We start from the raw sequence: 25,910 nt of genomic DNA on the forward strand, positions 1-25,910 counted from the left end.
GGATCGGGGGAGTGGGCGCGAAGACCCAGCGGCCGGCGTCGTGCGAGACGACCGCGCCGTTGGCCAGCACGGTGTCCTCGGGAGGAGCGGTGACCGAGACCGCGAACGACGCCTTCAGGTCGTTCTGGTCGAAGCAGGCGAAGACCTTCGAGGCGTTGTCCATGCCGAGGTAGGCGGACACGTAGCGAGAGCCGTCGACCGGGTCGGTGAACGTGTGCATCCCGTCGCCGTCGGTCGTGTAGGGCAGCGTCGCGGCCACCTCCACGACGTTGACCTCTTCGGTCGACAGCCCGCTCAGCCGCACCCGCCCGCCGTCGTATGCAGCATCGACCGCCTCCCCGTTGACCACCAGCACCACCGTGAGCGCGCCCTTCAGCTCCAGGAACGTCTCGGCGGTCGCGGGTCGGAACCGGACCCGGGAGTGGCTCCGGAACGTGTCGAGGCCGGTGAGGTCGAGATCCAGGTCGTAGGAGACGGAGGTGAGCACGCCGGCCCGCTCGCGGGCCTCGTCGAGTGTGAGGGACACGACCTCCAACGTACGTCCTCGCAGGTCAGCACGCGCGCGCATTTCGCTGTGAGCGTGATGCGGGGATAGTCTGTGGCAGTTGCCTCGGCGAGGGAGCGCCTCGCGCTCCGTGATCGACAAGGTGGACGTCTCTTCTCAGGGACGCCGTGCCTTCGTCGCACGGCCTTCGTTGGACCAGCCGGGCGCCATTGACGTCAGCACCACTCATCGAGGAGTTCAACGCATGTCCAGCGAGAAGATCGTCGCCGAGAAGCGCACCGAGTTCGGCAAGGGTGCCGCTCGCCGCATCCGCCGTGAGAACAAGATTCCGGCGGTCGTCTACGGCCACGGCGCCGACCCGATCCACCTGACCCTGCCGGGCCACGCCACCATGATGGCGCTCAAGCACCACGGTGCCAACGCGCTCCTGGAGCTGGACATCGACGGCAAGAAGCAGCTCGCCCTGACCAAGCAGGTCCAGGTCGACGACGTCCGCCGTGTCATCGAGCACGTCGACTTCGTCGCCGTCCGCGCGGGCGAGAAGGTCACCGTCGACATCGTCGTCAACGTCGTGGGCGACGCCGCCTCCGGCACCATGGTCGTCACCGACGCCAACACCCTGACCGTCGAGGCCGAGGCCACCCACGTGCCTGAGAGCCTCGAGGTCAACATCGAGGGCCTCGAGATCGGCACCCAGATCCTGGCCGGCCAGGTCGAGCTGCCCAAGGGCACCACCCTCGTGACCGACCCGGAGACCCTGGTCGTGAACATCACCGAGGCCCGCACCATCGAGGAGCCTGTCGCCGACGAGGCCGCCGAGGGCGAGACCGCCGAGGCCGCCGAGGCCGCTGAGGCCGCCGACGCCGAGTGACTTCTGACTCGGTGACCGACGGCGTCTGGCTGATCGTCGGCCTGGGCAACCCCGGGCCGACGTACGCCGGGCACCGTCACAACATCGGCTATCTCGTCACCGACGAGCTGGCCAACCGGCTGGGCAGCAAGTGGCGCGCCCACAAGTCCGGCCGTGCTGACGTCGTGGAAGGGCGCCTCCGGGGGACGACCCCGGGGGTGCCCGGCCCACGCGTCGTGCTCGCCCGCTCTCGGACCTTCATGAACGAGTCCGGCGGGCCGGTCAAGGCGCTCGCGACCTTCTACAAGGTCCAGCCCGACCACGTCATCGCCATCCACGACGAGCTCGACATCGCCTTCGACACGATGCGGGTCAAGCTGGGCGGTGGCGACAACGGCCACAACGGCCTCAAGTCGATGCGGTCCTCTCTCGGCACCGGCGACTTCCACCGGGTGCGCGTCGGCATCGGCCGCCCGCCCGGGCGCCAGGAGGTGCACGACTTCGTGCTCTCCAACTTCTCCACCACCGAGCGCAAGGTGCTGCCGTTCGTCGTCGACACCGCCGCCGACGCCATCGAGACGCTGATCACCGAGGGTCTGGAGAAGACCCAGCAGAAGTTCAACTCCTAGGTTCAGCTCCTGGGGAACAGGTACCGGTCGTACGCCGCGACCGCGGCCAGCTGGGAGCCGACCCCGAACTTCCGCAGGATCGACTTCACCTGGGTCCGCACCGTCGTCTGGGCAACGCCGAAGCGGGCCGCGATCTCGGCGACGGTGGCTCCGTCGTAGAGCAGCTCGATGACCTCGTGCTCGCGCACGGTCAGCGAGGCGACCACACGGCGCATCCGCTCGCGCCCGTCGCGCATCATGTGCCACTGCGCGACCAGGCCCTCGACCTCGGCGGGGGAGTGGCCAGGACGTCCCTCGGCCGCGTCGCGAAGCGAGCCCTCGATCGTGTCCGAGTCGGTGTCGGCGGGCAGCACTTCGACCGCCCCGGCCTCGATCAGCGCCCCCCACAGCCCGCCGCGCGGAGCGGTGGTGAGCGCCACCCCCGGCAGCCGTACGCCACGCACCAGTGCCTGCACCCGGTCGACCTGCGGCCAGTCGTCGAGGTCGGTGACCACCAGCCAGGCCGCGGGGTCACCGCGGAGGAGATCGGCCGGGTCCGCATCGGTGGCAGCGGTCGCCGTCACGGCGATGCCGCGCTCGCCGAGCGCGACCCGCACCGCGTCGAGGGTCATCGTCTCGTCCGCCGAGACAGCCACCCTGAGTCGTACGGTCGAGCCTGCCATGCCTGGTGCGCCGTTCGGTCGTCTCGGGCCCTGCCAAATCTACCTGGGGGTATGACCATTCTGGGTGTCCCGCGACCCCTACCGGGAACATGTTCTACGTTCCCCCAAGTTTGGGGATGACCTGGGACAACGTGTCCCGCAATGTAGGTTGTGGACGACCTCGGAAATCTTTGACTCCTCAAATCTCGGTATTGGCCCGAAATGAGGTCGCGCGGCGATAACGTGATGATTACGTTTCCTTGAGCGAAGGATTCGGTCACAACATTCAAATCTGGACGGCCCGAACAACTCGGGCTGGAGGAGCGGGACCACTCGGGTCCCTGATCGGGGCCATCCTCACTGGCCGACCAGTCATGGGGAGCAGTATGTCTACGTCCATTTTCAAGCGAGTCAACTCGGGCTGGCTAGGCACCGCTTACGCAACCACGACAGCCGTCTTCATCGGCGTCCAGAGCTTTCTCATCGCCGTTCTCCAGGGCCCCTGGGTCTCATTTCACTCCCACGGAGTGCTCCTGTGGGTCTTCCTCACGGCCATCGTCGTCGCGACGTCGCTGGCCGCGTCCGCCGGGCTCGTTCACGGCGCCGTACTCATCTACCGGCGTGTGTGCGCCGCCGAGGCGAAGGCGGCCGACGAGATCTACCACGACCTGCTCAGCGCTCGGGAGACCCAGCGTCTCCACCGGGCCCGGATGCACGAGGTGACCTCGACCCTCGCCGGCGTCCGCTCGGCCAGCGAGCTGCTGTGCAACTCCGAGACCCTCGACCCGGAGCGCCGCGTCGCGATGCTGACCATGATGGGCAGCGAGCTCCGGCGCCTGGAGCGCCTCGTCCGCGCTCATCGTGGTGGCGCCGACACGATGCCCGTCGACAACGGCGTCGTCGACGTCGACTCGGTGATCCACAATCTCGCCCTGGCCCACGAGGCCAGCGGCACCACGGTCGTCCACATGCCCAGCAACGCGCTCGCCGCCGGCAGCTCGGACGCGGTCGCGGAGATCGTCAACGTCCTCCTCGACAACGCGGCCAAGCACGGCTCCGGCTCCGTCGATGTCGCGGTCCGGCACCAGCGTGGGGAGCGTGGGCCGATGGTGGTCATCCAGGTCTCCGACGATGGCCCCGGCGTCGCACCCCACCTGCGTGAGCGGATCTTCGAGTGGGGCACCCGCGGACCGGACTCGGCCGGTCAGGGGATCGGGCTCAACGTGGCCCGCAAGCTCGCCGAGCGGATGGGCGGCTCACTCCGCCTCGCCGTCGGAGAGCGTACGACCTTCGTGGTCACTCTCCCCAGTGCCGTGATCGAAGGACCCGAAGTCGAGACCGAGAAGGAAGGCACGTCTGATGACGTTGTCGCCGCGTAGCCAGTACCGAGTCGTCATCGTCGAGGACCACGTCCTCTTCGCGGAGTCGCTCGAGCTCGCCGTCTCGATGGAGGGATACGACGTACGCCGTATCCCGATGCCCAGCGAGCCCGTCTCCACCGCCACGATGGTCTCCGTCGTGCTCCGCAACAAGCCGAAGGTCGTGCTCCTCGACCTCGACCTGGGCCGCTACGGCGACGGCGTACGCCTCATCGAGCCGCTCGCCAAGGCCGGCGTCGACGTGGTCGTGGTGACCGGGGCCATCGAGGAGGCGCGGTGGGGCCAGGCGCTCCGCAACGGCGCCCGCACGGTGCTGTCCAAGTCCCGCCCGCTCGGCGAGATCCTCGGCACCGTCAGGCGGCTCTACCAGGGCGCCTGTGTGCTCGCGGTGAGCGACCGCGAGCGGCTGATCCGGATCTGGTTCGAGCGCCAGCACGAGATCGCCGAGCTGAGCCGCCGCATCGAGCTGCTCACCAAGCGCGAGTCCCAGGTGCTCGGTCATCTGATGCTCGGCCGCACCGTCCACGAGATCGCCGTCATCGGCGTCGTCTCCGAGGCGACCGTGCGTACGCAGGTGAAGTCGATTCTCGCCAAGCTCCAGGTCACGTCCCAGATCGCCGCGGTCGGGCTCGCCCACCGCCTCGGCTGGCGCTCGCCCCAGTCACTGGAGTGATCCAACTGGTCTGGACCAGTGGGTTCTGATTCCCTCATTTGGTCTAACCGGACCCCTATCGGGCCCACGCGACCGCTCTCATCCCGCATTGTTCTGGCATGAAGTAGCGTCCGGGCGCCCGAAGCCATGGGGGAGATGAATGACGATCGAGCTGGCGTCGGTGGAGACCGTAGTCCCACTCGACATCAACCGCCGGAGGGTGTCCGTCAAGGCACCCTCCCTTCGGTTGCAGGCCTCGATGATCGACGGGCTCGCACTGATGATCCTGGCGCCGCTCCTCGTGGGGCAGGAAGTCGTCCACGCGCTCGCATGGGGACTGGTCTGGGGCCTGGCCACCAGGATGACCGCACCGAAGATCCTGCCGGGCGCCGAGCGCCTGCGGGCGACGGTATCGGGGGTCTTCAAGGCCTTCATGGCGATGAGCATGGCGACCTGGCTGCTGGGTGCGGTGGTCGAGCTGCCGCAGGCGCAGCTGGTCGTCCAGACGGTCCTCGGGCTGATCACCGCGCTCGCGTTCCGGGTCGTGGGCTACATCTTCAGCTCCCGGCCGCGCAACCCGCTGCGGGTCGTCGTCGTGGAGGCGGCGCACGACCACAGGGCGACGCCGGAGTGGACCCACCGGCTCAGCGGTGGCCTGATGGAGGCGGCAGCGGTCTGCCGCGCCGACGGCCTCGCCGGCGCGATCGCCTCGGTGGCACCGGATGCGGTGCTGGTCGTCCCCGGACCCGACCTGGCCGGCCGCGAGATCCAGAGGCTGGCGTGGACGAGCGAGTCCTTCGGTCTGCCCCTGCTGGTCAGCACCCGGATGCAGGACGTCACCCCGCAGCGTACGTCCTCGATGCGCCTGGGCTCGATGACCCTGCTCTACGTCGACGAGGCCCTGCGGGCACGGCTGACCCGGGTCGCCAAGTACGTGTGGGAGTGGCTGGCCGCGGTGGCCGCCGTCGCCGTGCTGCTGCCCGTCTTCGCGGTCCTGGCGATCGTGATCAGGCTCGACTCCCCGGGGCCGGTCTTCTTCCGGCAGGTGCGCGTGGGCCGGGGCGGCAAGCAGTTCCGGATCTGGAAGTTCCGCACCATGGTCGTCGATGCGGAGTCGCTGCTGCGCACGCTCGACCACCGGCCGGGACACGTCCTCTTCAAGCTCCGCGCGGACCCGCGGGTGACCCGGGTGGGACGGGTGCTGCGCAAGTACTCTCTCGACGAGCTTCCCCAGCTGTTCAACATCGTGCTGGGCCAGATGTCGCTCGTCGGCCCTCGGCCTGGACTGCCGAGCGAGGTGGCGATGTACGATCGAGACTCGCATCGCCGACTCGCGGTTGCGCCCGGTCTGACCGGGCTGTGGCAGGTCTCGGGGCGATCGGACCTCTCCTGGGAGGACACGGTTCGCCTGGACCTGGACTATGTCGACAACTGGACGCTGCTACGCGACTTCGGGATCGTCGTACGCACGGTAAAAGCTGTCGTGCGTGGCTCTGGCGCCTACTAGGGCGGGTCCCCTAAACTCCCAGGCCGCTGTGTGAGCAACCCAACACGTACGTACAACTGGATCCTCGACGGGAACGTCCCCCATGCACACCTCCCCCCACCCCATGATTGCCGGCCGTTACGAGCTGCACCGCCTGATCGGGCGAGGCGGTATGGGCGAGGTCTGGCAAGCCATGGACCTCACCCTGCAGCGCTGGGTCGCGGTGAAGGTGGTGCGGACGTCGGCGGACCCGACGATGATCGAGCGGTTCCGTCGCGAGTCGCTCTCGACCGCGGCCGCCAGCCACCCCGGAACGGTGCAGGTGCACGACGCCGGGATCGAGCGCACCGGCAACGGTCCGATGGCCTTTCTCGTGATGGAGCTCCTGACCGGGCCTGACCTGGGGGAGAGGCTGCGCTCCCACGGTCCGCTGATCGCGCGCGAGGCCGGTGAGGTCGTCGTGCAGGCGGCGCGTACGCTCGCCGCGGTCCACGGCCAGGGGGTCGTCCACCGCGACATCAAGCCGTCCAACCTCGTCTACGACGCCGACCGCCGGATCCGGATCGTCGACTTCGGCATCGCCCAGCTCGCCCGGCTCGGCGACCAGCGGCTGACCTCCACCCACGACGTCGTCGGCAGCCTCGGCTACCTCTCGCCCGAGCGTGGCTCGGGTGGCGAGGTCGGGCCGCCGAGCGACATCTACTCGCTGGGTTGCGTCTTCTTCGAGATGCTCACCGGGCACACTCCTTACTCCGGCGGCGCACCGGCGACGATCGTCTACCAGCACGCCACCGCACCGATCCCACGGGTCAGCGCCTCGGTCCAGGTGCCGGGGATCATCGACGACCTGGTCGCGATGATGATGGCCAAGGAGCCCGAGCAGCGTCCGACCGCGCAGGACGTCGTCGCGGTGCTCACCGGCTCGGGCCCGCTCCCCGTCTTCGACGCACAGGTGCCCCGGCAGCGCGCGATGCACGCGTCCGGCCCGATCAGCACCTCCGGTTCGTTCGAGGCGTACGGCGGGAGTGGCTCGTTCCCGGCTGCCGGTGCCACCGGCTCGACCGGTGGGTTCTCGACGATCGGGGCCAGCGGTCCCATCCCTACCGGCGGAGCCCGTGCGGCGAAGCGCTCCGGCGGTGGTCGCCGGGTGGTGAGCACCCTGCTGGCCGTCGCCCTGCTCGGCGTGGCCGTCGGCGGCGTGGCCACCTTCGCCGCCTTCCGGAACGCCTCGGAGACCGGCCGCGCGGCCGCGCTCAGCGAGGCCCTCCCCGAGACCATCGAGCTCGCCGTCGACGTGATCTTCGAGCGCGACGCGCTGCAGCCGGTCGCGCAGGCGCCGGTCAACGTACGCTCCACCTATCTGCACACCACCGACATCGCGATCGAGGAGTGGCAGACCGCCTCGGCGGAGATCGACGTCGACGGCGATGCCGAGCTGCGTGCGCTCCATCACGACATCACCGAGGTGCTCAAGGACTTCGAGCTCTACCGGGTCGAGATGCAGGAGGGCGACCGGGCCAGCCAGGACGCCGCCCGCGAGGTCTACACCGGCCTGGCCAGCAACCTGCTGATGCTCGCCGCGCAGCTGCCGGAGCTGGAGAACGACGAGACCGCCGACCAGATCCGCAACCTGAGCAACCTGACGCCCGCGGCGGAGGCATTCAGCATCGAGCGGGAGATCATGGTGGTCGCGCTGTCCGACAACCAGATCAGCACCAAGTCGGTCAAGGAGCTCACCAACGCCGAGGCGGCGTGGGTGAAGGCGTCCTCGGCGTTCTACTCGGGCGGCTCGCCCGAGCTGCAGGCCGAGCTCGACCGGGTCTCCGACGGCACCTTCGACAAGGGCTCGGGTGCGATGACGCCGCAGCGCACCATCCGCGACGTCGCCGCCACGGCCAGCGTCGAGAACGTCGCCAAGGAGATGCGAGCGGCGTCGAAGGGCGAGCCGATCGTACGCACCTGGTCCGACGCCGCTGTGGCCTACATCCAGAGTCTTCGTGAGGTCATCCTGAAGTCGACCGAGACGATGGCCAATGACGTCACCGAAGAGCACGAGCGCGCCAGGACCGGGCTGATCCTGCGCGCGGTACTGACCGCGGTGGCCCTGGTCGCCGCGATCGGGCTGGGGCTGGGTCTTTATCGGTCCGGGCGCAGGTCTCGCTAGAGTTCCGCGGGTGACTTTCGAAGCAGGAGTGCCCACGCCCGAGATCCTCGCCTCCGACCACCTGCTGGCCGCCTGGCTGGCAGAGACCGCCGGTCGGCGGCTGCTCGAGGTGCGCGCCACCTCCGGCCTCGAGGGCAAGGAGCTCAAGGACGCCGGCGACCTGGCGGCCCACGAGCTGCTGATGAAGCTCGTCGCCGAATACCGTCCGGAGGACGGCGTCCTGTCCGAGGAGGGCAAGGACTCCAAGGAGCGGCTCACCAAGGACCGGGTGTGGATCATCGACCCGCTCGACGGGACCCGCGAGTTCTCCGAGCCGCCGCGCGACGACTGGGCGGTCCACGTGGCGCTGTGGGGCTCCAGCAACGGTGGTGAGCTGATCGCCGGCGCGGTCGCGCAGCCAGCGCTGGCCGACGCGTCCGTGCAGAGCACCTTCCACACCGGTGCGGCCCCCGTCGTGCCGCCGTCCACCTCGCCCCGCCCCCGGATCGCCGTCTCCCGCAGCCGTCCGCCGGCCTTCGTCGAGGCGCTGGCCGAGGAGCTCGGCGCCGAGCTGGTGCCGATGGGATCAGCCGGCGTGAAGATGATGTCGGTCGTGCGGGACATCTCCGACGCGTACGTCCACGCGGGCGGGCAGTACGAATGGGACTCCGCGGCTCCCGTGGCCGTCGCCGCCGCGGCCGGGCTGTTCACCTCGCGCATCGACGGCTCGCCGCTGCGCTACAACCAGGACGATGTCTATCTGCCTGATGTGATCGTGTGCCGGCCTGAGCTCTCCGAGCAGATTCTCTCGTTCATCAAGCGGCACGGGGTGGAGTAAGCCGCCTTCGCGGCTGTGTTTTCGCGCGGCTGTGGGCCGCCGACCCTGTCCTCGAGTGTTTCTCGACCTGCCCCGGAGTCAAGGACGGCCTGCGGCCGCCGGCTTCGCCGGTCGCCTTCGGCGATCCTTGACACCGGACCAGGTCGCGAAAGATTTGGCTGGCTATCAGGGGCGGCGGCCCCAGAGTGGCCGCAGGGCAGTCGCTCCTCGGGAGGTGGATGCCCCGGTGCGAACGAAAATTCATTCACCCGCGGGGGACGAACGAATTTTCGTTCACCCCGCCATTCCACCTAGTCCCCTCGGCGCGAACGAAAATTCGTTCGCCACCGATCCCAAGCCCCCGCCCAACCCGAACCGCCGCGGCAAACGCCAAGCACAAAACAGACCAAGCCGCCGGCGCGCGAGAAAGCGAAGCTCACCCGCCGATCAACAGTTCCTCGAGCGACTCGAGACTCTGCCGCGCATACCCCCTCCACATCCACCCGAAAACAGGCATCGCGAACGAGGCCGCACGGGAGGCGGGCGTGACCTCCCAGGACCAGGTGATCCGGGTGCCGGTGCCGGCGGGGGCGAAGGACCAGCGGCCGGCGATGTTGCCGACCAGCGGCTTGAGCGGGCCGGTGAGCGGCGTGATCTCGTAGGAGAACGACGAGGGGGCGTCGATGGCGGTCAGGGTCTCGCGCATGGTCGCGCCGTCGGAGAGGACGATCGTGCGGGTCTCGCCGACGGAATCCCACCCGCCGGCCTGGTCGCGGACCTCGGCGATCGGGCCGATCGCGGCGTACCGGCGACCGAAGATCTGCGGCAGCGGGGCGGGGAGGACGCGGGCGAGGGCGGTCTCGTAGGCGACCGGGATCGCTCGAGAGGACTCGAGGTGCAGCGCTTCAAGGTGCTGGGTCATGACTACGAGCATGGCAGTAGCGTGATGGTCGTGGTTGAGCAGATCGAGATCGAGACCCCCGACGGCACCGCCGAGGCGTACCTCGCCCGGCCCGCGAGCGAACCGAGGGGCGGGGTGCTCGTCTACATGGATGCCATCGGCCTGCGACCACGGTTGGCCGAGATGATCGAGCGGGTCGCGTCCTGGGGCTACCTCGCGCTCGCCCCCAACACCTTCTACCGCGACGGCAGCGTGGCTGACCTGGCGCCGACCGCCGACCTCCGCGACCCCGCAGCCCGGGACGCCTACTTCGCCGACGGTGCGATGGCCCGGGTCCGTGACCTCACCGTGGCCCGCCTGGAGGTCGACATCCCGGCGTACGTCCAGGCCCTCAAGACGTACGTCACCGGCCCCCTCGCGACGCACGGCTACTGCATGGGCGCCAGGCTGGCTGTGCGGACGGCGGGGCGGTTCCCCGAGGAGTTCGTCGCGGTCGCCGGGTTCCACGGGGGCGGGCTGGTGACCGCGGACCCGGCCTCGCCGCACACCTGCATCGCGGGAACGAAGGCGGAGTACTACTTCGGCCACGCCGACCACGACCGCTCGATGACGCCGGAGCACGTCGCCGATCTCGGCCGGGCGCTCGAGGACGCCGGGGTGACCCACACCAACGTCATCTACCCCGATGCCCCCCACGGCTACACCATGGCCGACACCTGCTCCTACCAGGAGGCGGGAGCGACGAGGCACTTCACCGACCTCGAGGCCCTCTACACCCGTACGATGGCCTGATGGCGAAACCGGTGCTGGTCGTGATGGGTGTCTCGGGTTCGGGCAAGTCGACCATCGGGGCGGCGATCGCAGGCAGGCTGCGGCTGCCGTTCGAGGACGCCGACGACCTGCACCCGCAGGCGAACATCGACAAGATGACTGCTGGGATCGCGCTCGACGACGACGATCGCTACCCCTGGCTGGAAGCGGTCGGGGAGTGGCTCGCCCGGCACGAGGAGCGTGGTGGCGTGATGAGCTGCTCGGCGCTGAAGCGGAAGTACCGCGACCAGCTCCGCCGGCACAGCGCCGAGGTGACCTTCCTCCACCTGAAGGGGACCCGCGAGGTGATCGCGCGGCGCCAGGCGAGCCGACCGGGCCACTTCATGCCGGCCTCGCTCCTGGACAGCCAGTTCCGGACGCTCGAGCCGCTCGAGCCGGACGAGGCCGGGTGCGCGATCGACGTCGACCAGCCGGTCGACGCGATCGTCGAGGAGTACGTACGCCTGATCGGCGCCTGAGGCGGCCGACACGCGCCCATCTCGGGTTAGGCGTAGCGTGCCGGCCGCGGCCACACCCGGGTGAGGGACCAGCGGGCGGGCCCACTTTCGACGGTAACCCACGATCCCCCTCCACAACAGGGGTTGATGGATATCGGTGCAGGTCAGCGCGTAAAAACGTCCGGGACCTCGGACGCCTTCGAGGTGAACTCCGGCGCCCGCTTCTCCAGGAAGGCCGCGACTCCCTCCTTGCCGTCCCCGATCGAGGTGTGGAACATCGCCAGCGAGTCGGCCAGGTGGGCATCGAGCGGGTGGCGCGCGGAGGCGTTGCGGGTGACCAGCTGGCGGACGAGCGCGGTGCCGACCGGTGACCGGTTCTGGGTGAACCTGCGGGCCAGGTCGATGGCGGCGGGCAGCAGTTCGTCGGGCAGGTGGATGCTGCGGATCAGGCCGCCGTCGAGGGCCTGGTCGGGGTCGAGGATCTCGGCGGTGTAGAGCCACTCCAGGGCCCGCGGCACGCCCACCACGCGCGGCAGGAAGTAGGACGAGCAGGCCTCCGGGACGATGCCGAGCTTGCCGAAGACGAAGCCGATCTTCGCCTTGGAGGAGGCCAGCCGCGCATCCATCGCGCACAGCATCGTGGCTCCGATCCCGACCGCCGGGCCGTTGACCGCGGCGATCACCGGCTTGGGGAGCGCGTGGATCGCCAGGGTGACCTTGCCGCCGGTGTCGCGTACGCCCTCGGCGTACTCGGGGTGCTTGGCGGGGTCGGCGAGGTGCTCGGCGAGCTTCTCGGGCGTCGGGTGCAGCGACTCGTCGAGGCCGAACACGTTGCCCTCGGCGGAGAGGTCCATGCCCGCGCAGAAGGCCCGTCCGGCACCGGTCACCACGACCGCGCGCACCTCGTCGGCGATCGCGTCGGTGGTGAAGACCTCCTCCAGTTCGCGTGCCATGGTCACGGTGAACGAGTTGAGAGCGTCCGGTCGGTTGAGGGTCAGGAGCGCGATGCCGTCGGCGTCCACGTCGAAGGTCAGGGTCTCGTAAGCCATGGGTCACAGTCTGTATCGATTGCGTTCGGCTACGGAAGGGTGGGTCTATGTACTGTCGAAAGTCAGTACATCTCCGGTGAACCCGCAACTACCGTGAGAGGCGTGAGTCTGCTGCGCCGGCCCGGGGTCTGGGAGTCGATCTTTTCGGGACTGCTCGTCGTGGCGGTCGCCGCCGAGCACCTCTACATGAGCAGCGCGGGTCACCCGCAGTGGTCGGGCTGGTCGGCGCTGGCCGGCGTCGTCGGTGTCGCGCTGGCGATGTGGGTCCGGCGGCGCCACCCGGCGGTCGCGATAGCGGTGGTGTGCGTGCTGGTCGGAGGCACGGTGGTGGCCAACGACGGCTGGATCCTGATCAGCTACGTCGTCTTCGCGGCTCTGGTGAGCTTCCTGGTCGGCAGATGGGCGGACCAGGCATGGCCGTCGGCGGTCGTGGCCGGCACGGCCGTGGTCACGCTGACGGTGCTCGATGCCGTCGTCAACGGCGGCGGGGTCACGGTGGCGATGACCGGCAACATGATCATCTTCATGGCACTCCCGTGGCTCAGCGGCCGTTACCTGCGTCAGATCGCCCGCCATCACTCGACCGAGATCGAGCAGGCCCAGCTCACCGAGCGCGCCCGGATCGCCCAGGAGATGCACGACTCGCTGGGCCACGAGCTCAGCCTGATCGCGCTGCGTGCCGGTGCGCTCGAGGTGGCGCCCGGGCTCTCCGCGACCCACCAGAAGGCGGCCGGCGACATCCGTGCGGCCGCCGCCGGAGCCACCGAGCGGCTCGGCGAGATCGTCGGCGTCCTCCGTCCCGCCGCCGAGGAGGCGCCGCTGACGCCCGCCGCAACCGGGATCGGTGGCCTGGTCGAGCGCGCGCGGGAGTCGGGGATGGACGTACGCCTGGTGGGCTCGCTCGAGGAGGGCACCGCGCAGGTGCAGGTGCGGGACGCGGCTGCGCACCGCATCGTGCAGGAGGCGCTCACCAACGCGGCCCGGCACGCTCCGGGGTCGTCGGTGACGGTCTCGGTGGAGGAGCCGGAGCCCGGCGACGTACGTCTTTCGGTGCGGAACGGGCGGGCGACCCTGCCACCGCGGGCCGGGACGACGACAGGGCTCGGCCTGGCCGGACTCGAGGAGGCGGCGCGGACCGCCGGCGGCACGTTGCGCCACGGCCCGGTCCCGGGCGGAGGGTTCGAGGTCGTCGCAGACCTACCCGTCCGCCACCGGCGAGAGGTCGCACTGTGATCAGGGTGCTGCTGGCCGACGACGAGGCGATGGTGCGGGCCGGCGTACGCGCGATCCTGGAGACCGACGAGGCGATCGAGGTGGTCGCCGAGGCCGCCGACGGGCGCGAGGCGGTCGAGGCGGCCCAGCGCCACCGGCCCGACGTGGCGCTGCTCGACGTCAGGATGCCGCGGATGGACGGGCTGGCCGCGGCTGCCGAGATCGCCCGGACCGCTCCGGAGACCGCGCGGGTCATCCTGACCACCTTCTCCGAGGACGCCTACATCGCCCGCGCGCTCGGCGACGGGGCGAGCGGGTTCCTGCTCAAGTCCGGCGACCCGCGCGAGCTGCTCGCGGGCGTGCACGCGGTCGCCGACGGCGCCGCCTTCCTCTCCCCGCGGGTCGCCCAGCGGGTCATCGCCGAGCTCGGCGCCGGAGCCGGCGACCGGATGTCGCGGGCCGCCGAGGCCCGGGCCAAGATCGCCACCCTCACCGACCGCGAGCGCGACGTGATGGCGCTGGTCGGAGCCGGGTTCTCCAACGCCGAGATCGGTCGCCGGCTCCATCTCGTGGAGGGGACCGTGAAGGCCTATCTGAGCAGCGCCTTCGGTCGTCTCGGCGTACGCAACCGGGTGCAGGCAGCGGTCCTCGCCCACGAGGCAGGGCTCGTGAGCGAGGACCGCTAGAAGCGTTCGGGCAGACAGATCAGGCGTCCCGGCGCCGGAACACCAGGTAGCCCGCCAGCAGCGTTACCACCGACCATCCGGCGAGCAGCCCGAGGCCGCCGTCGGCGTCGTAGGGGAGTCCGTCGGAGAGCCCGAACAGGGTCGCGATCCCGATGCCGAGGTACTCCGTGCCCGCCGTCCCCGGCAGGTAGTAGGACACGTCCGTCATCAGGTCCATCCCGCTCATCATCAGCACCATCGGCAGCAGGAAGAGCGCCAGGAAGGCCACGACCAACGCTCCCGCGGTGCTGCGCAGACCGACTGCCAGCCCGATGGCCAGCGCGACCACCACGCCCATGTAGACGCTGACCTTGCCCGCAACCGTGGCCACCGAGGAGACGTCGAAGACGCCGTAGTCGCCCGCGGTCAGGTAGCCGAGACCGGCTCCCAGCAGCGCCAGGAGCGCGCCGGCGACCAGCGCGACCACCTCGACGACGACGAGCTTCGCGACCAGCACCCGGCCGCGTCGTGGCTCGCACTGCAGCGTCGTACGCATGCTGCCCGAGGCGTACTCCGAGGTCACCGTCAGCAGGGCCAGCGCGATAAGCGCGAACTGGGTGAACAGCAGCCCCGCGGTGGCGACCTCCTCGACGTGGAGCAATTGGTCGGCGTGGGACAGGTCCGGGTTCGGCTCGGCCGCGTCGAAGCCCAGCGGGACCGAGTAGAGCGCCATCAGTGCGGCGGCGCCGATCAGGCACCACCAGGTCGAACGGACCGACCAGAGCTTGGTCCATTCCGATGCGATCGTCGCGAGCATCAGGCCACCTCCGTCCCGGTGTACTCCACCGATCCGGCGGTCAGCCGGAAGTACGCCTCCTCCAGCGAGGAGTGCCCGGCGACGAACGAGGCCATCGAGGCGTCCGCGAGCAGCCGCCCGCGCCCCAGCACGACCAGGTGGTCGGCGGTCTGCTGCATCTCGCTCATCAGGTGGCTGGAGACGAGGACCGTACGCCCCTCCGCGGCGAGCGACCTCAGCAGCGTCCGGATCCACATCACCCCGTCGGGATCGAGCCCGTTGACCGGCTCGTCGAAGAGCATCACCCTCGGGTCGCCGAGCAGCACGCCCGCGATCCCGAGCCGCTGACTCATCCCGAGCGAGAGGTTCCCCGCCCGGCGCCGGGCGACCCCGGTCAGGCCGACCCGCTCGAGCACCTCGTCGACCCGGTCCACCGGGATCGAGTTGCTCCGCGCCATCGCCACCAGATGCGTACGCACCCTCCGTCCCGGGTGCACGGCACGAGCGTCCAGCAGCGCACCGACCTCGCGCAGCGGACGCCGCAGCGAGACATAGGGGCGGCCGTCGATGGTGGCAGTGCCGGACGTCGGCCGGTCCAGGCCGAGGATCATCCGCATGGTGGTCGACTTCCCGGCGCCGTTGGGGCCGAGGAACCCGGTGACCCGGCCGGGCTCGATCTGCACGGTGAGATCGTCGACCGCGGTGGTCGCGCCGTATCTCTTGGTCAGGTGGTCCACAGTGATCATGCCTCGAACCTAGGGACGTACGCGGCCGGGCACAGCAGACGTTAAGCAGCCGTCCCTACCGACGAAAGTCAGTAGGGACGGCCGCGGATGCTTCGGACTACTCGGGCAGACCCGTCGGCGTGCAGATGTCCGCCGGGATCTGGTCGACGGTGTCCTCCTTGATGTGACCGAACATCGTGAGCGCGTCGTCCTTGCGCCAGTGGACCGCGAAGTCCCTGATCGGCACGCCACAGGTCATCGCCGAGCCGCCGGCGAGCGCCTTGAACGCCCACAGGAACTTCGCGCCCCCGATGACGCTCATGCCCTCGCCGACCTTGAGTCCCGCCGCGCCCTCGCCCATCTCGGCGAGCCTGAACGGGTTCAGCAGCGTGCCCGGGCTGGTGGCCTTCTTGCCGATCGCGGAGATGACCTCGGTCTGGTTGGCGCCACGACCGAGGTCGCCGTCCTCGGCGGCGTAACGGGAGCGGGAGTAGGCGAGGGCGGTCACGCCGTCGGCCTCCTGGCAGCCCTTCTTGACGTCCAGTCCGGCCTTGGGGTCCTTCATGTCCTTCTTCGGGCAGATCTCGATGCCGCCCACGCCGTCGACGAGCCGGGCCAGGCCGCCCATGCCGATCTCGACGTAGCCGTCGATGCGCACGCCGGTGTTCTGCTCGATCGTCTGCACCAGGAGCTCGGGGCCGCCGTAGGCGAAGGCCGCGTTGATCTTGGTCTCACCGTGACCCGGGATCGGCACGATGGAGTCACGGGGGAGGGTCACCACGATCGTCTTGCCCGCACCGGTGTGCAGGAGCTTGATGGTGTCGGTGCGGCTGCCTGCGGCGTCGCCGGTGGAGAGCTTCTTCTTCTCCTCGGCGGTCAGGCCCTCGCGGGAGTCGCTGGCGACGATGAGGTACGTCGTGCCGGGCTGGTCCGCCGGCCGCTCGCCCGCGGTGGGCTCGTAGGGGACCTTGTCGACCTTGTTCCACGCCGAGATGCCGATCCAGGCCACCGAGCCGACCAGGATCAGGATCGGGATCATCACGATGATGACGAACTTGCGGAACGGGTGGCGCTTCTTGGGCCGCGGCTGGCGGCCCCCGCGACCACCGTAACCGTCGCCCGGCCCGCCGTAGCCACCGCCGCCGTTGCCGCCGTACTCGCTCGGCTGGCTCCAGCCCTGGTTGTAGCCCTGGTCATAGCCCTGGTTGCCGTAACCGCCCTGTCCGGGCGTGGGCGCGATCTCCCCCGGCTGGGGCAGCGGCCGGTCATAGCCGCCGCGCGGCGGCGCCGGGGGCGGCGAGCCGGCAGAAGGCCGACGGATGGTCGGCATGACGTTGGTGGGCTCCGGACCCGGGTTCTGGGCAGGCTGGCCACCGCCGTACGCCCAGCCGTACTGCTGCGACCGGGGATCGTTCGGGTTGCCAGGGTTGCGGGGGTTTGGCATGCGCTCAAACGTACCGTGCCGCGCCGGTAGAGTTAGTCGGCGCGTCGTACCACCGTGTTACGTATGTGACTAGTGATACTGGCGGGGCAACCCATTTACCTGGTAACCCCCCTCGCCCGGTAAAACCTGCCCGTTCGACGAGAACTGCCCCGAGGGACCTCATGGCTGACCAGAACTACCGGCCCCAGCGTACGGCCGCCGAGCGCGCCTCCCGCGTGCGGTTTCGCCGTGCCATGGCGCTGTTGCTGATCACGCTGCTCCTGCCGGGGTCGGCCCAGCTCGTGGCCGGCAACCGCCGGGTCGGCCGGATCGCGATCTGGACCGTGATCGGCCTCGCGGTCACCGCCGGGCTGGTCTTCGCGATCTCGCTGGTCTGGCAGGGCCTGATCTTCCGGCTCGGCACCACGCCGTGGCTGCTGGGCCTGTTCCGGATCGCGCTCATCGGCGGCGGGATCGCCTGGGCGGCGCTCTTCATCGACGCCTGGCGGCTCGGCCGCCCGCTCGAGCTCGACCTCAAGCAGCGCCGGATCGTGGTCGCGATCAACGGCGCGCTGGCCTTCTCCGTGGCCGCGACCCTGATCTTCGGCGCCCACCTGGTCGGCGTCCACAAGGGCATGGTGGAGGCGATCTTCGCGGGTGCCGAGGCCGCCGAGGCCCACAACGGCCGCTTCAACATCCTGCTGGCCGGCGCCGACTCCGACGGCGGCAAGACCCGCTGGGGCCTGCGGCCCGACTCGCTCACGGTCGCCTCGATCGACGCGGTCACGGGTCGCACCGTCCTCATCGGCCTGCCCCGCAACATGCAGAACTTCACCTTCGACGACGGCTCCCCGATGGACAAGGAGTTCCCGCGCGGCTTCGACTGCGATGGCTGCTACCTCAACGGCGTGAGCACCTGGGCCGGAGAGCACAAGGAGCTCTACAAGGGCGAGAAGGACCCCGGCATGGCCGCCACCGTCGACGCGGTCGAGGGCATCACCGACCTGCAGATCAGCTACTACGCGATCGTCGACCTCAACGGCTTCCAGGAGATCGTCGACGCCATCGGGGGAGTCACCATGAAGGTGCGCCAGCCGATCCCGGTCGGCATCCCCTCCGACAGCTTCTACACCCACATCCAGCCCGGCACCCGGAAGCTCGACGGCTGGGAGACCCTCTGGTACGCCCGGGCCCGCCACGACTCCGACGACTACTCCCGGATGGCCCGCCAGAAGTGCGTCCTGAACGCGATCCTGCAGCAGACCAGCCCGGCCGACGTCGTACGCCACTACCAGGACGTCGCGAAGGCGACCGGCTCCACGATCACCACGAGCGTGCCCCCGAGCGAGATCGAGCGCTTCTCCGCGCTGGCGCTGAAGGCGAAGTCGCAGAAGATCTCGACGCTCTCGCTGGTGCCGCCGCTGGTCAACACGGCCGACCCGGACATGTCCGACATCCACGCTGAGGTCCGCAAGGCGGTGAAGAAGGCGACTCCGAAGATGGAGGAAGCCCTCAAACAGCAGAGCGCGTCGCCCAGCACCGGCGAGGACGGCGAGACCAAGGGTCCCGCCCCGAAGAACAAGACGAAGGCCTCCGGCGACTCCGACAAGGGTCCCGTCACCGGCGGCTCCCTGGGTTCGCGCAACAAGGGCTACCGGGCCAACGAGACCGACGATCTCGCCTCGGCCTGCTGAGCGTGCCGAGCGTGTTGAACAACGCGTTAACGAGGGGGCACCGCGACTCGCTGATTCCCGGGATACCCCGCGGTCGCGGCTAGTCTGGAACCGTGCCAGGGAGCAATCGTGTCGCCGCGGTCGTGGTGACCTTCAACCGTCTCGAGCTGCTGCAGCGACTGCTGGAGCGGCTCGACGTGGTCGACGGGCTCGACGAGGTGATCGTCATCGACAACGCCTCCACCGACGGCACGTCGCAGTGGCTCGCCGAGCTCGACGGCGCCGAGGAGCCCGGTCAGCGGCAGGTGCCGGTGATCGCGCGCACCCTGGAGCGCAACAGCGGTGGCGCGGGCGGCTTCCACGACGGCCTGGAGCTGGCGATCGAGCGCGGCGCTGACCTGGTCTGGCTGATGGACGACGACGGCCTGCCCGACCCCGACTGCCTGGCGCTGCTGCTCAAGCAGACCGACCTCGACTTCTGGGGACCGCTCGTCGTCGACGAGGACGACCCCGGCCGCCTGGTCTTCCCGATCCGGCTCCCGGGCCGCTCGAAGGTCGTGCACCGGCTCGCCGCCGTCGAGGCGGCCGCCACCGACGGGCTGATCAAGGACATCGTGATCCCGTTCAACGGGGTCCTGGTCACCCGCGACCTGGTGGAGCGGATCGGCTACCCCCGGGCGGAGTACTTCATCTGGGGCGACGACCACGAATACCGCCTCCGGGCCGAGAAGGCCGGCGCCCGGATCGCGACGGTCGTGGGCGCTCAGGTGCGCCACCCGGCCGTGGGCGACCTCGGCACCCCGATGGCGTGGGGGAGGGCGACGTACAACCACACGCCCAGCGACCTGAAGCACTACTGCATGGCGCGCAACAACCTGCTCAACCTGCGCGACTACCGAGGGTGGCCCTTCGCTTTGGCTTTCGTGGCCAAGACTCTATGGTTCTACCTGCTCACCAAGCCGCAGCCGAAGCGAATCCGGCTCTCTGCGCAGGCATGGTGGGCGGCTGTCCGGGGGGACTTCAGTGGACACGAGAGGTTCCTTCGTTGAGCACCACCCGTGAGACGGTCGCGATCGTCGTCGTCACCTACAACCGCGCCGACATGCTGCGCGGGCTGCTCGACGGGCTCACCAAGCTCGACCAGCCCGCCGATGCCGTGATCGTCGTCAACAACGCCTCGACGGACCACACCGCGCAGGTCCTCGCCGAGGCGGTCACGCCCAACCTCCAGATCATCGACAGCGCCGAGAACCTCGGTGGCGCCGGTGGCTTCCACCTCGGCACCAAGGCTGCCGTCGAGCAGGGCTGGGACCGTCTCTACCTGATCGACGACGACGTCGTCCCGGCCCACGACTGCCTCGAGGTGCTGCTCGCCCAGGACGAGGACTGCCTCTTCTCGGTGCGCGAGGACCGCAACGGCAAGCTGATCGAGCTGGCCGCGCTGAAGTTCGACCTGCGCAACCCGCTCGCGATCAAGCCCAAGACCGCCGCGGTCATGGACACCTATCCGACCCGTGACGCCATGCCCGAGCGGGTCCCGGTGGAGAACGTCGCCTTCGAGGGCTTCATGATCCGCCGCACCGTCCTGGAGGAGATCGGTCTCCCCGACCCCTCCTACTTCATCTTCTACGACGACGTGGATCTCGCGATCCGCGCCCGTCGCGCCGGCCGCACCATCTGGGCCGTACGCGACGCGGTGCTCGTGCGCCAGCTCGACTTCAGCCAGCAGCACGACCTGGCCGGCTGGAAGGGCTTCTACATGTACCGCAACCTCTTCGTCGTCCACTTCCGCTACGGCGAGAACGTCCTCGTACGTCTCAAGCCCTGGCTCATCGCCGCGGCTGTGGTCCTCCTCAGCCCGTTGCGAGGCGGCAAGCACGAAGCCGTCAACGTGATCAAGGCCCTGCGCGCCGCGCGGGGCATGCGAACGCTGCCCAACCCAGCACCGTCCACCTCCTCCTGACCGACCCCTTACCCACCGAGACCTAGACTGAGCGATCGTGTCCTTCCCTGAAACCACTCCTGACCTCGTCGTCGTCGGCTCCGGCCTGTTCGGCCTGACCATCGCCGAGCGCGCCGCGTCCCAGCTGGACAAGAAGGTGCTCATCATCGAGCGCCGTCCCCACATCGGAGGCAACGCATACTCCGAGTTCGACGAGGAGACCGGCATCGAGGTGCACAAGTACGGCACCCACCTCTTCCACACCTCCAACGAGAAGGTGTGGGACTACGTGCGGAAGTTCACCGACTTCACCGACTACAAGCACAAGGTCTTCGGCAAGTACAAGGGGCAGGTCTACTCCCTGCCGATGAACCTGGCGCTGATCAACCAGTTCTTCGGGAAGTCGCACACGCCTGACGAGGCGCGCGCGCTGATCGCCGAGCAGGCCAGCGAGTTCAAGACCGAGGAGGCCCAGAACCTCGAGGAGAAGGCGATCTCCCTGATCGGCCGCCCGCTCTACGAGGCGTTCATCAAGGGCTACACCGCCAAGCAGTGGGAGAAGGACCCCAAGGAGCTGTCGCCGGACATCATCACGCGCCTCCCGGTCCGCTACACCTTCGACAACCGCTACTTCAACGACAAGTACGAGGGCCTCCCGGTCGACGGCTACACCGCGTGGCTCGAGCGGATGGCCGACCACCCGAACATCACGGTGATGCTCGACACCGACTTCTTCACGGTGGTCGACGACTACAAGGGCAAGGTCCCGATCGTCTACACCGGCCCGGTCGACGAGTACTTCGGCTACTCCGCCGGCAAGCTCTCCTGGCGCACCGTGGACCTCGAGTCCGAGATCCTCGACGTCGACGACTACCAGGGCACCGGCGTGGTCAACGCCAACGACCCCGAGGTCCCGTTCACCCGTGAGCTGGAGTTCAAGCACCTCCACCCCGAGCGTGCCGACCGCTACAAGCCGGGCAAGACCGTCGTCGTGAGGGAGTACAGCCGCTTCGCCCAGGAGGGCGACGAGCCGTACTACCCGATCAACACCGCCGATAACCGCGAGAAGATCCTGGTCTACCGCGACCTGGCCAAGAAGGAGCCGATGGTGCTCTTCGGTGGCCGCCTCGGCACCTACAAGTACCTGGACATGCACATGGCGATCGCGTCCGCGCTCACCATGTTCGAGAACAAGCTCCGTCCCCACTTCGAGGACGGCACCCCGCTCACCTCCGGAGGCGTTGACGAATGAGCGTGACCCGACTGCTCCAGCGGCAGATCCTGCCCCTGGACCGTGACTCCGACGTACTCCCGCTCTACGTCGACAACCAGGCCGCCATCCTCGACGCCGACAAGTACGAGGTCGGCTCCGACAAGACGGCCCAAGCGCTCAACAACGCCCAGATCCGCCAGTCGATCAACGACGGGACCCAGATCCACCCCGACCAGATCGAGTCGCGTACGTCGCTGCGGGTGCTGAAGAGCGAGCGGCTCTCGCTCGGCACCTACTTCAACGCGTTCCCGGCCAGCTACTGGCGCCGCCACACCGTGGTCGACGACGTGAAGCTGACCGTCTCGCTCCAGGGTCGCGGTGCCAGCGTGATCGTCTACAAGTCGATGGCCAACGGCCGCTCCCAGCGCGTCGACGCCGCCGACACCGGCACCAACCCCGAGGGCACCTTCACCTTCGACCTGCCGCTGAAGCCGTTCGTCGACGGCGGCTGGTACTGGTACGACGTGGTCGCCTCCGACGAGGACGCCGTCATCACCTCGGCCGAGTGGACCGCGGAGGTCCCCGACGACCGTGCCGAGCACGGCACCGTCGACATCTGCGTCACCACGATGAACAAGCCCGATTTCTGCGCCAAGCTGCTCGCGCAGATGGGCGAGGACGAGCAGCTGCGTCCCTACCTCGACACCGTCTTCGTGATGGAGCAGGGCACCAAGAAGGTCGCCGACGACGTCGAGTTCCCGGCGGCCGAGAAGGCGCTGGGCGACCTGCTGCACATCATCGAGCAGGGCAACCTGGGCGGTTCCGGCGGCTACGCGCGCGGTCAGCTCGAGTCGCTGCGCAAGGGCACCGCGACGTACGCCCTGATGATGGACGACGACGTCGTCTGCGAGCCCGAGGGCATCATCCGCGCGATCACCTTCGGTGACCTCGCCAAGCGGCCGACCATCGTCGGCGGCCACATGTTCTCGCTCTACGCGAAGTCCCGCCTGCACTCCTACGGCGAGATCGTCCAGCCGTGGCGGTTCTGGTGGCAGTCGGCTCCCGGCGTCTTTGGCGACTGGGACTTCGGCGCCCGCAACCTGCGCTCGACCCGCTGGCTGCACAAGCGCGTCGACGTGGACTTCAACGGCTGGTTCATGTGCCTGATCCCGCGCAAGGTGATCGAGGAGATCGGCCTGTCGCTGCCGGTCTTCATCAAGTGGGACGACTCCGAGTACGGCCTTCGGGCCAAGGAGGCCGGCTTCCCGACCGTGTCCTTCCCGGGTGCGGCCGTGTGGCACGTTCCGTGGACCGACAAGAACGACGCGCTCGACTGGCAGTCCTACTTCCACCAGCGCAACCGCTTCGTCGCCGCGCTGCTGCACTCGATCTACGACGACGGTGGCCGGATGGTCACCGAGTCGTTCTCCCACCAGATCAAGCATCTGGTCTCGATGCAGTACTCGACCGTCCTGCTGCGCCACCAGGCGCTGCTCGACGTGCTCGCCGGCCCCGAGAAGCTCCACGAGACCCTCGCGACCCAGCTCCCGGCCGTGCGCGAGATGGTCAAGGGCTTCCCGGACGCGGAGCTCGAGGCCGACCGGGACGCGTTCCCGCCCGTACGCCGCCACAAGCCGCCGCGCAAGGGCAAGGACGACACCGCTGTCCCGACCAACCGTGAGGTCAAGCTGGCCGCGCTCAAGGCGCCGATCCGTCAGCTGATGAAGCCGCGCAAGCTCTCCACGGAGTTCCCCGAGGCCGAGCTCGCCGCGATGGACAACCAGTGGTACCGGATCACCAAGTACGACAGCGCCATCGTGTCGATGAACGACCAGCAGGGTGCTGCCTTCTACCGCCGCGACAAGAAGCTCTTCAACCAGATGCTGAAGGACACCATCAAGGTGCACCGTCAGCTCAAGCGCCGCTGGCCCAAGCTGGCGGAGGAGTACCGCGCCAAGCTGGGCGAGGTCACCTCGCCCGAGGCCTGGGAGAAGACCTTCGAGCCGTGGAAGGTCGCTGAGGAGAAGGGGACCGATGGCAACCGGAGTTGATGAACGTCCCGTACGGATCGTCGACGCGCCGCTGGCACCGCCGGCGGAGAACCTCGGGCTGCTCTCGGTCTTCAAGCGTCGCTATCTCCTCAAGCTGCTCGTGCAGCGGGAGATCAGCGGTCGCTACTCCAACTCGATCCTGGGCGTGTTCTGGTCCTACATCAACCCGTTGACGCAGTTCTGCGTCTACTGGCTGTTCATGGGCAAGATCATGGGCGCGGACAAGGGCATGGACAACTACCCGGTCCACCTGTTCGCCGGCCTCGTCATCGTCCACTTCTTCACCGAGACCTTCGGTGCGGGCACCCGTTCCCTGCTCGGCAACAAGGGCCTGCTGAAGAAGATGGCGATGCCGAAGGAGATGTTCCCGGTCGCCTCGATGCTGGTCTCGCTCTACCACCTGGTGCCCGCGACCCTGATCCTGGTGGTCGTCTGCGTGCTCAGCGGATGGAAGCCGTCCTGGGAGACGGTCCCGTCCTTCCTGCTCGCGCTCGGCATCGTGATGGCGCTCGGCACCGCGCTGGCGCTGGTGTTCAGCCTGGCCAACGTCTTCTTCCGGGACTTCGGCAGCGCGGTCAACATCCTGACCAACTACATCCGTTTCGGCGTGCCGATGATGTACCCGTTCTCGATGATCGAGGGCTTCCTCGGCGACAAGTCCTGGATCTACCTGCTCAACCCGATCTCGGAGGCCGTGCTGCTCTTCCAGCAGGCCTTCTGGGTGGGGGTGACCAGTGATCCGGAGCAGACCGCCGCGGAGCACCTGCCCGACCACCTGTGGTCGTGGGGCCTGGGGGCCTTCGGTGTCTCGCTGGTGCTGCTGGTGATCGCCCAGCTGGTCTTCAGCAAGTACGAGAACAAGATTCCGGAGCGTCTGACATGAGCGCCGACTCGATCGTGGTGGACGGGGTCACCAAGAACTTCACGCTCCGCTACCACCGCAGCATCAAGGACATCACGGTCGCCAAGATGAAGGGGCGGGCCGTCTCCAACACCTTCAAGGCGCTGGACGACATCACCTTCACGATCAAGCAGGGCGAGTCGGTCGGCCTGATGGGGCTCAACGGCTCCGGCAAGTCGACGCTGCTGAAGCTGATCAGCGGCGTGATGCGCCCCGACCAGGGTGTCGTCAAGACCCGCGGCCAGATCGCCGGCCTGATCGCGACGGGCGCGGGCTTCCACCCGCAGCTGTCCGGTCGGGAGAACATCTTCCTCAACGCGGCGATCTACGGCCTCTCCGCCGAGGAGACGGCCGAGATCTACGACGACGTGGTGAAGTTCGCCGAGCTCGGCGACCACCTCAACTCGCCGGTCGGCAACTACTCCTCGGGGCAGTACTCCCGGCTGGGGTTCTCCGTCGCCGTCCACATCGACTCCGACATCTTCCTCGCCGACGAGGTCCTCGCCGTCGGTGACAAGCCCTTCAAGAAGAAGTGCATGGAGAAGATGGAGGAGATCCGCGACAGCGGCCGCACCGTGGTCTACGTCAGCCACGCCGCCGGCTCGGTCAAGCGGATGTGCGACCGCGTCATCTGCCTGGAGAAGGGCCGTCTGGTCTTCGACGGCGACGTCGACGAGGGCATCGAATACCTCCACTACGGTGAGGACGACGCCAAGGGGTCGGCCAAGCTCAAGAGCCTGGAGGCGGCTGACAGCGCGCTCGGTGCCGAGGTCTGAGCCTGCGACCCGGCGACGAAGTCGCCGGGTCGCAACGCGAAGAGATCGAGCGAGCGCAGCGGGTGAGCTTGCGAACCCGCGAAGCGGGTCGAGATCCAGTCTGTGCAACATGGAGCCCGCGAGGAATTACAGACATGTAGTTCCTCGCGGGCTCTTCCGTCCCCTGTTGCTGATGTGAAAGATGTTCCCTGGTGTTACGGAACCAGGGGGATC

The 25,910-nt window shown here is 68.7% G+C and carries 25 protein-coding genes; 18 read left to right on the forward strand and 7 right to left on the reverse strand.

The features are described from left to right. Positions 1-526, reverse strand: a 526-nt coding sequence (locus tag G5C66_RS24560) for a gluzincin family metallopeptidase (RefSeq protein WP_478354331.1), incomplete at its 3' end; no start/stop codon positions are given. Between the two features lie 223 nt (positions 527-749). On the opposite strand from G5C66_RS24560, the gene G5C66_RS24565 reads away from it, so the two are divergent. Together G5C66_RS24565 and pth are read left to right on the forward strand one after the other, a co-directional pair. Next, positions 750-1,376, forward strand: coding sequence for a 50S ribosomal protein L25/general stress protein Ctc (locus tag G5C66_RS24565; protein WP_165114175.1), 627 nt, complete (start codon positions 750-752; stop codon positions 1,374-1,376). Then, positions 1,373-1,984, forward strand: coding sequence for an aminoacyl-tRNA hydrolase (pth, locus tag G5C66_RS24570; protein WP_338144310.1), 612 nt, complete (start codon positions 1,373-1,375; stop codon positions 1,982-1,984). Before G5C66_RS24565 ends, pth begins: the two co-directional genes overlap by 4 nt. A 2-nt stretch (positions 1,985-1,986) precedes the next feature. On the opposite strand, the gene G5C66_RS27005 is transcribed toward pth, so the two are convergent. Beyond that, positions 1,987-2,619, reverse strand: a complete 633-nt coding sequence (locus G5C66_RS27005; protein WP_165114177.1) for a LuxR C-terminal-related transcriptional regulator — start codon at positions 2,617-2,619, stop codon at positions 1,987-1,989. 392 nt (positions 2,620-3,011) lie between these two features. On the opposite strand from G5C66_RS27005, the gene G5C66_RS24580 reads away from it, so the two are divergent. The 5 genes from G5C66_RS24580 to G5C66_RS24600 all read left to right on the forward strand — a co-directional run bounded on the left by G5C66_RS24580 (position 3,012) and on the right by G5C66_RS24600 (position 9,123). Beyond that, positions 3,012-4,004 carry a sensor histidine kinase gene (locus tag G5C66_RS24580; RefSeq protein ID WP_165114179.1) on the forward strand — a complete coding sequence of 331 codons (993 nt, stop codon included), beginning with the start codon at positions 3,012-3,014 and terminating at the stop codon, positions 4,002-4,004. Next, complete coding sequence (locus tag G5C66_RS24585; RefSeq protein WP_165114181.1) at positions 3,985-4,677, forward strand: LuxR C-terminal-related transcriptional regulator; 693 nt, start codon at positions 3,985-3,987, stop codon at positions 4,675-4,677. The genes G5C66_RS24580 and G5C66_RS24585 overlap by 20 nt, the downstream gene beginning before the upstream one ends. 139 nt (positions 4,678-4,816) lie before the next feature. Then, entirely contained in the window at positions 4,817-6,163 is a 1,347-nt protein-coding gene (locus G5C66_RS24590; protein WP_165114195.1) for an exopolysaccharide biosynthesis polyprenyl glycosylphosphotransferase, read from the forward strand. A gap of 82 nt (positions 6,164-6,245) precedes the next feature. Continuing rightward, positions 6,246-8,306, forward strand: a complete 2,061-nt coding sequence (locus G5C66_RS24595) for a protein kinase domain-containing protein (RefSeq protein WP_165114197.1) — start codon at positions 6,246-6,248, stop codon at positions 8,304-8,306. Between the two features lie 10 nt (positions 8,307-8,316). Beyond that, on the forward strand, positions 8,317-9,123 hold the full coding sequence (locus G5C66_RS24600) for a 3'(2'),5'-bisphosphate nucleotidase CysQ (RefSeq protein ID WP_338144311.1): 807 nt from the start codon (positions 8,317-8,319) through the stop codon (positions 9,121-9,123). Between the two features lie 415 nt (positions 9,124-9,538). On the opposite strand, the gene G5C66_RS24605 is transcribed toward G5C66_RS24600, so the two are convergent. Further along, complete coding sequence (locus tag G5C66_RS24605; protein ID WP_165114199.1) at positions 9,539-10,024, reverse strand: SRPBCC family protein; 486 nt, start codon at positions 10,022-10,024, stop codon at positions 9,539-9,541. A 24-nt stretch (positions 10,025-10,048) separates the two neighbouring features. Here G5C66_RS24605 and G5C66_RS24610 point away from each other — a divergent pair, with 24 nt between their 5' ends. Both G5C66_RS24610 and G5C66_RS24615 read left to right on the forward strand, forming a co-directional pair. After that, positions 10,049-10,795, forward strand: a complete 747-nt coding sequence (locus G5C66_RS24610; RefSeq protein ID WP_206444526.1) for a dienelactone hydrolase family protein — start codon at positions 10,049-10,051, stop codon at positions 10,793-10,795. Then, positions 10,795-11,292, forward strand: coding sequence for a gluconokinase (locus tag G5C66_RS24615; protein WP_165114204.1), 498 nt, complete (start codon positions 10,795-10,797; stop codon positions 11,290-11,292). Before G5C66_RS24610 ends, G5C66_RS24615 begins: the two co-directional genes overlap by 1 nt. A gap of 143 nt (positions 11,293-11,435) precedes the next feature. Here the strand turns inward: G5C66_RS24615 and G5C66_RS24620 are convergent, their stop codons facing one another. Then, positions 11,436-12,320: a crotonase/enoyl-CoA hydratase family protein gene (locus tag G5C66_RS24620; protein WP_165114206.1), complete on the reverse strand. Its 885-nt coding sequence runs from the start codon at positions 12,318-12,320 to the stop codon at positions 11,436-11,438. Positions 12,321-12,422: 102 nt separating this feature from the next. On the opposite strand from G5C66_RS24620, the gene G5C66_RS24625 reads away from it, so the two are divergent. Both G5C66_RS24625 and G5C66_RS24630 read left to right on the forward strand, forming a co-directional pair. Continuing rightward, positions 12,423-13,553: a histidine kinase gene (locus G5C66_RS24625; protein ID WP_165114209.1), complete on the forward strand. Its 1,131-nt coding sequence runs from the start codon at positions 12,423-12,425 to the stop codon at positions 13,551-13,553. Further along, positions 13,550-14,218, forward strand: a complete 669-nt coding sequence (locus G5C66_RS24630) for a response regulator (protein ID WP_165114212.1) — start codon at positions 13,550-13,552, stop codon at positions 14,216-14,218. The genes G5C66_RS24625 and G5C66_RS24630 overlap by 4 nt, the downstream gene beginning before the upstream one ends. Positions 14,219-14,237: 19 nt before the next feature. Here the strand turns inward: G5C66_RS24630 and G5C66_RS24635 are convergent, their stop codons facing one another. The 3 genes from G5C66_RS24635 to G5C66_RS24645 form a co-directional block, all read right to left on the reverse strand. After that, positions 14,238-15,014: an ABC transporter permease subunit gene (locus tag G5C66_RS24635; RefSeq protein WP_165114215.1), complete on the reverse strand. Its 777-nt coding sequence runs from the start codon at positions 15,012-15,014 to the stop codon at positions 14,238-14,240. Next, a complete protein-coding gene (locus tag G5C66_RS24640) occupies positions 15,014-15,739 on the reverse strand; it encodes an ATP-binding cassette domain-containing protein (protein WP_165114218.1) in 726 nt (241 codons plus the stop codon). The genes G5C66_RS24635 and G5C66_RS24640 overlap by 1 nt, the downstream gene beginning before the upstream one ends. Before the next feature lie 97 nt (positions 15,740-15,836). Further along, complete coding sequence (locus G5C66_RS24645) at positions 15,837-17,162, reverse strand: LCP family protein (RefSeq protein ID WP_165114221.1); 1,326 nt, start codon at positions 17,160-17,162, stop codon at positions 15,837-15,839. A 161-nt stretch (positions 17,163-17,323) separates the two neighbouring features. Here G5C66_RS24645 and G5C66_RS24650 point away from each other — a divergent pair, with 161 nt between their 5' ends. The 7 genes from G5C66_RS24650 to G5C66_RS24680 all read left to right on the forward strand — a co-directional run bounded on the left by G5C66_RS24650 (position 17,324) and on the right by G5C66_RS24680 (position 25,697). After that, the gene (locus G5C66_RS24650; RefSeq protein ID WP_165114223.1) at positions 17,324-18,835 is read left to right on the forward strand and encodes an LCP family protein; all 1,512 of its coding nucleotides are present in this window, start codon (positions 17,324-17,326) and stop codon (positions 18,833-18,835) included. A gap of 92 nt (positions 18,836-18,927) precedes the next feature. After that, entirely contained in the window at positions 18,928-19,863 is a 936-nt protein-coding gene (locus tag G5C66_RS24655) for a glycosyltransferase (RefSeq protein ID WP_165114226.1), read from the forward strand. Continuing rightward, positions 19,860-20,777 (forward strand): glycosyltransferase, encoded by a 918-nt coding sequence (locus tag G5C66_RS24660; protein ID WP_165114228.1) that lies wholly within the window; start codon positions 19,860-19,862, stop codon positions 20,775-20,777. The genes G5C66_RS24655 and G5C66_RS24660 overlap by 4 nt, the downstream gene beginning before the upstream one ends. A gap of 37 nt (positions 20,778-20,814) precedes the next feature. Next, complete coding sequence (gene glf, locus G5C66_RS24665) at positions 20,815-22,008, forward strand: UDP-galactopyranose mutase (protein WP_165114230.1); 1,194 nt, start codon at positions 20,815-20,817, stop codon at positions 22,006-22,008. Further along, the gene (locus G5C66_RS24670) at positions 22,005-24,020 is read left to right on the forward strand and encodes a glycosyltransferase (RefSeq protein WP_165114233.1); all 2,016 of its coding nucleotides are present in this window, start codon (positions 22,005-22,007) and stop codon (positions 24,018-24,020) included. Before glf ends, G5C66_RS24670 begins: the two co-directional genes overlap by 4 nt. Further along, positions 24,004-24,903, forward strand: a complete 900-nt coding sequence (locus G5C66_RS24675) for an ABC transporter permease (protein WP_165114235.1) — start codon at positions 24,004-24,006, stop codon at positions 24,901-24,903. Before G5C66_RS24670 ends, G5C66_RS24675 begins: the two co-directional genes overlap by 17 nt. Beyond that, on the forward strand, positions 24,900-25,697 hold the full coding sequence (locus G5C66_RS24680; protein ID WP_165114238.1) for an ABC transporter ATP-binding protein: 798 nt from the start codon (positions 24,900-24,902) through the stop codon (positions 25,695-25,697). The genes G5C66_RS24675 and G5C66_RS24680 overlap by 4 nt, the downstream gene beginning before the upstream one ends. Positions 25,698-25,910 lie beyond the last annotated feature (213 nt).

Origin of the sequence: Nocardioides turkmenicus (genome assembly GCF_011045035.1) — a bacterium.
GTDB lineage: Bacteria > Actinomycetota > Actinomycetes > Propionibacteriales > Nocardioidaceae > Nocardioides > Nocardioides turkmenicus.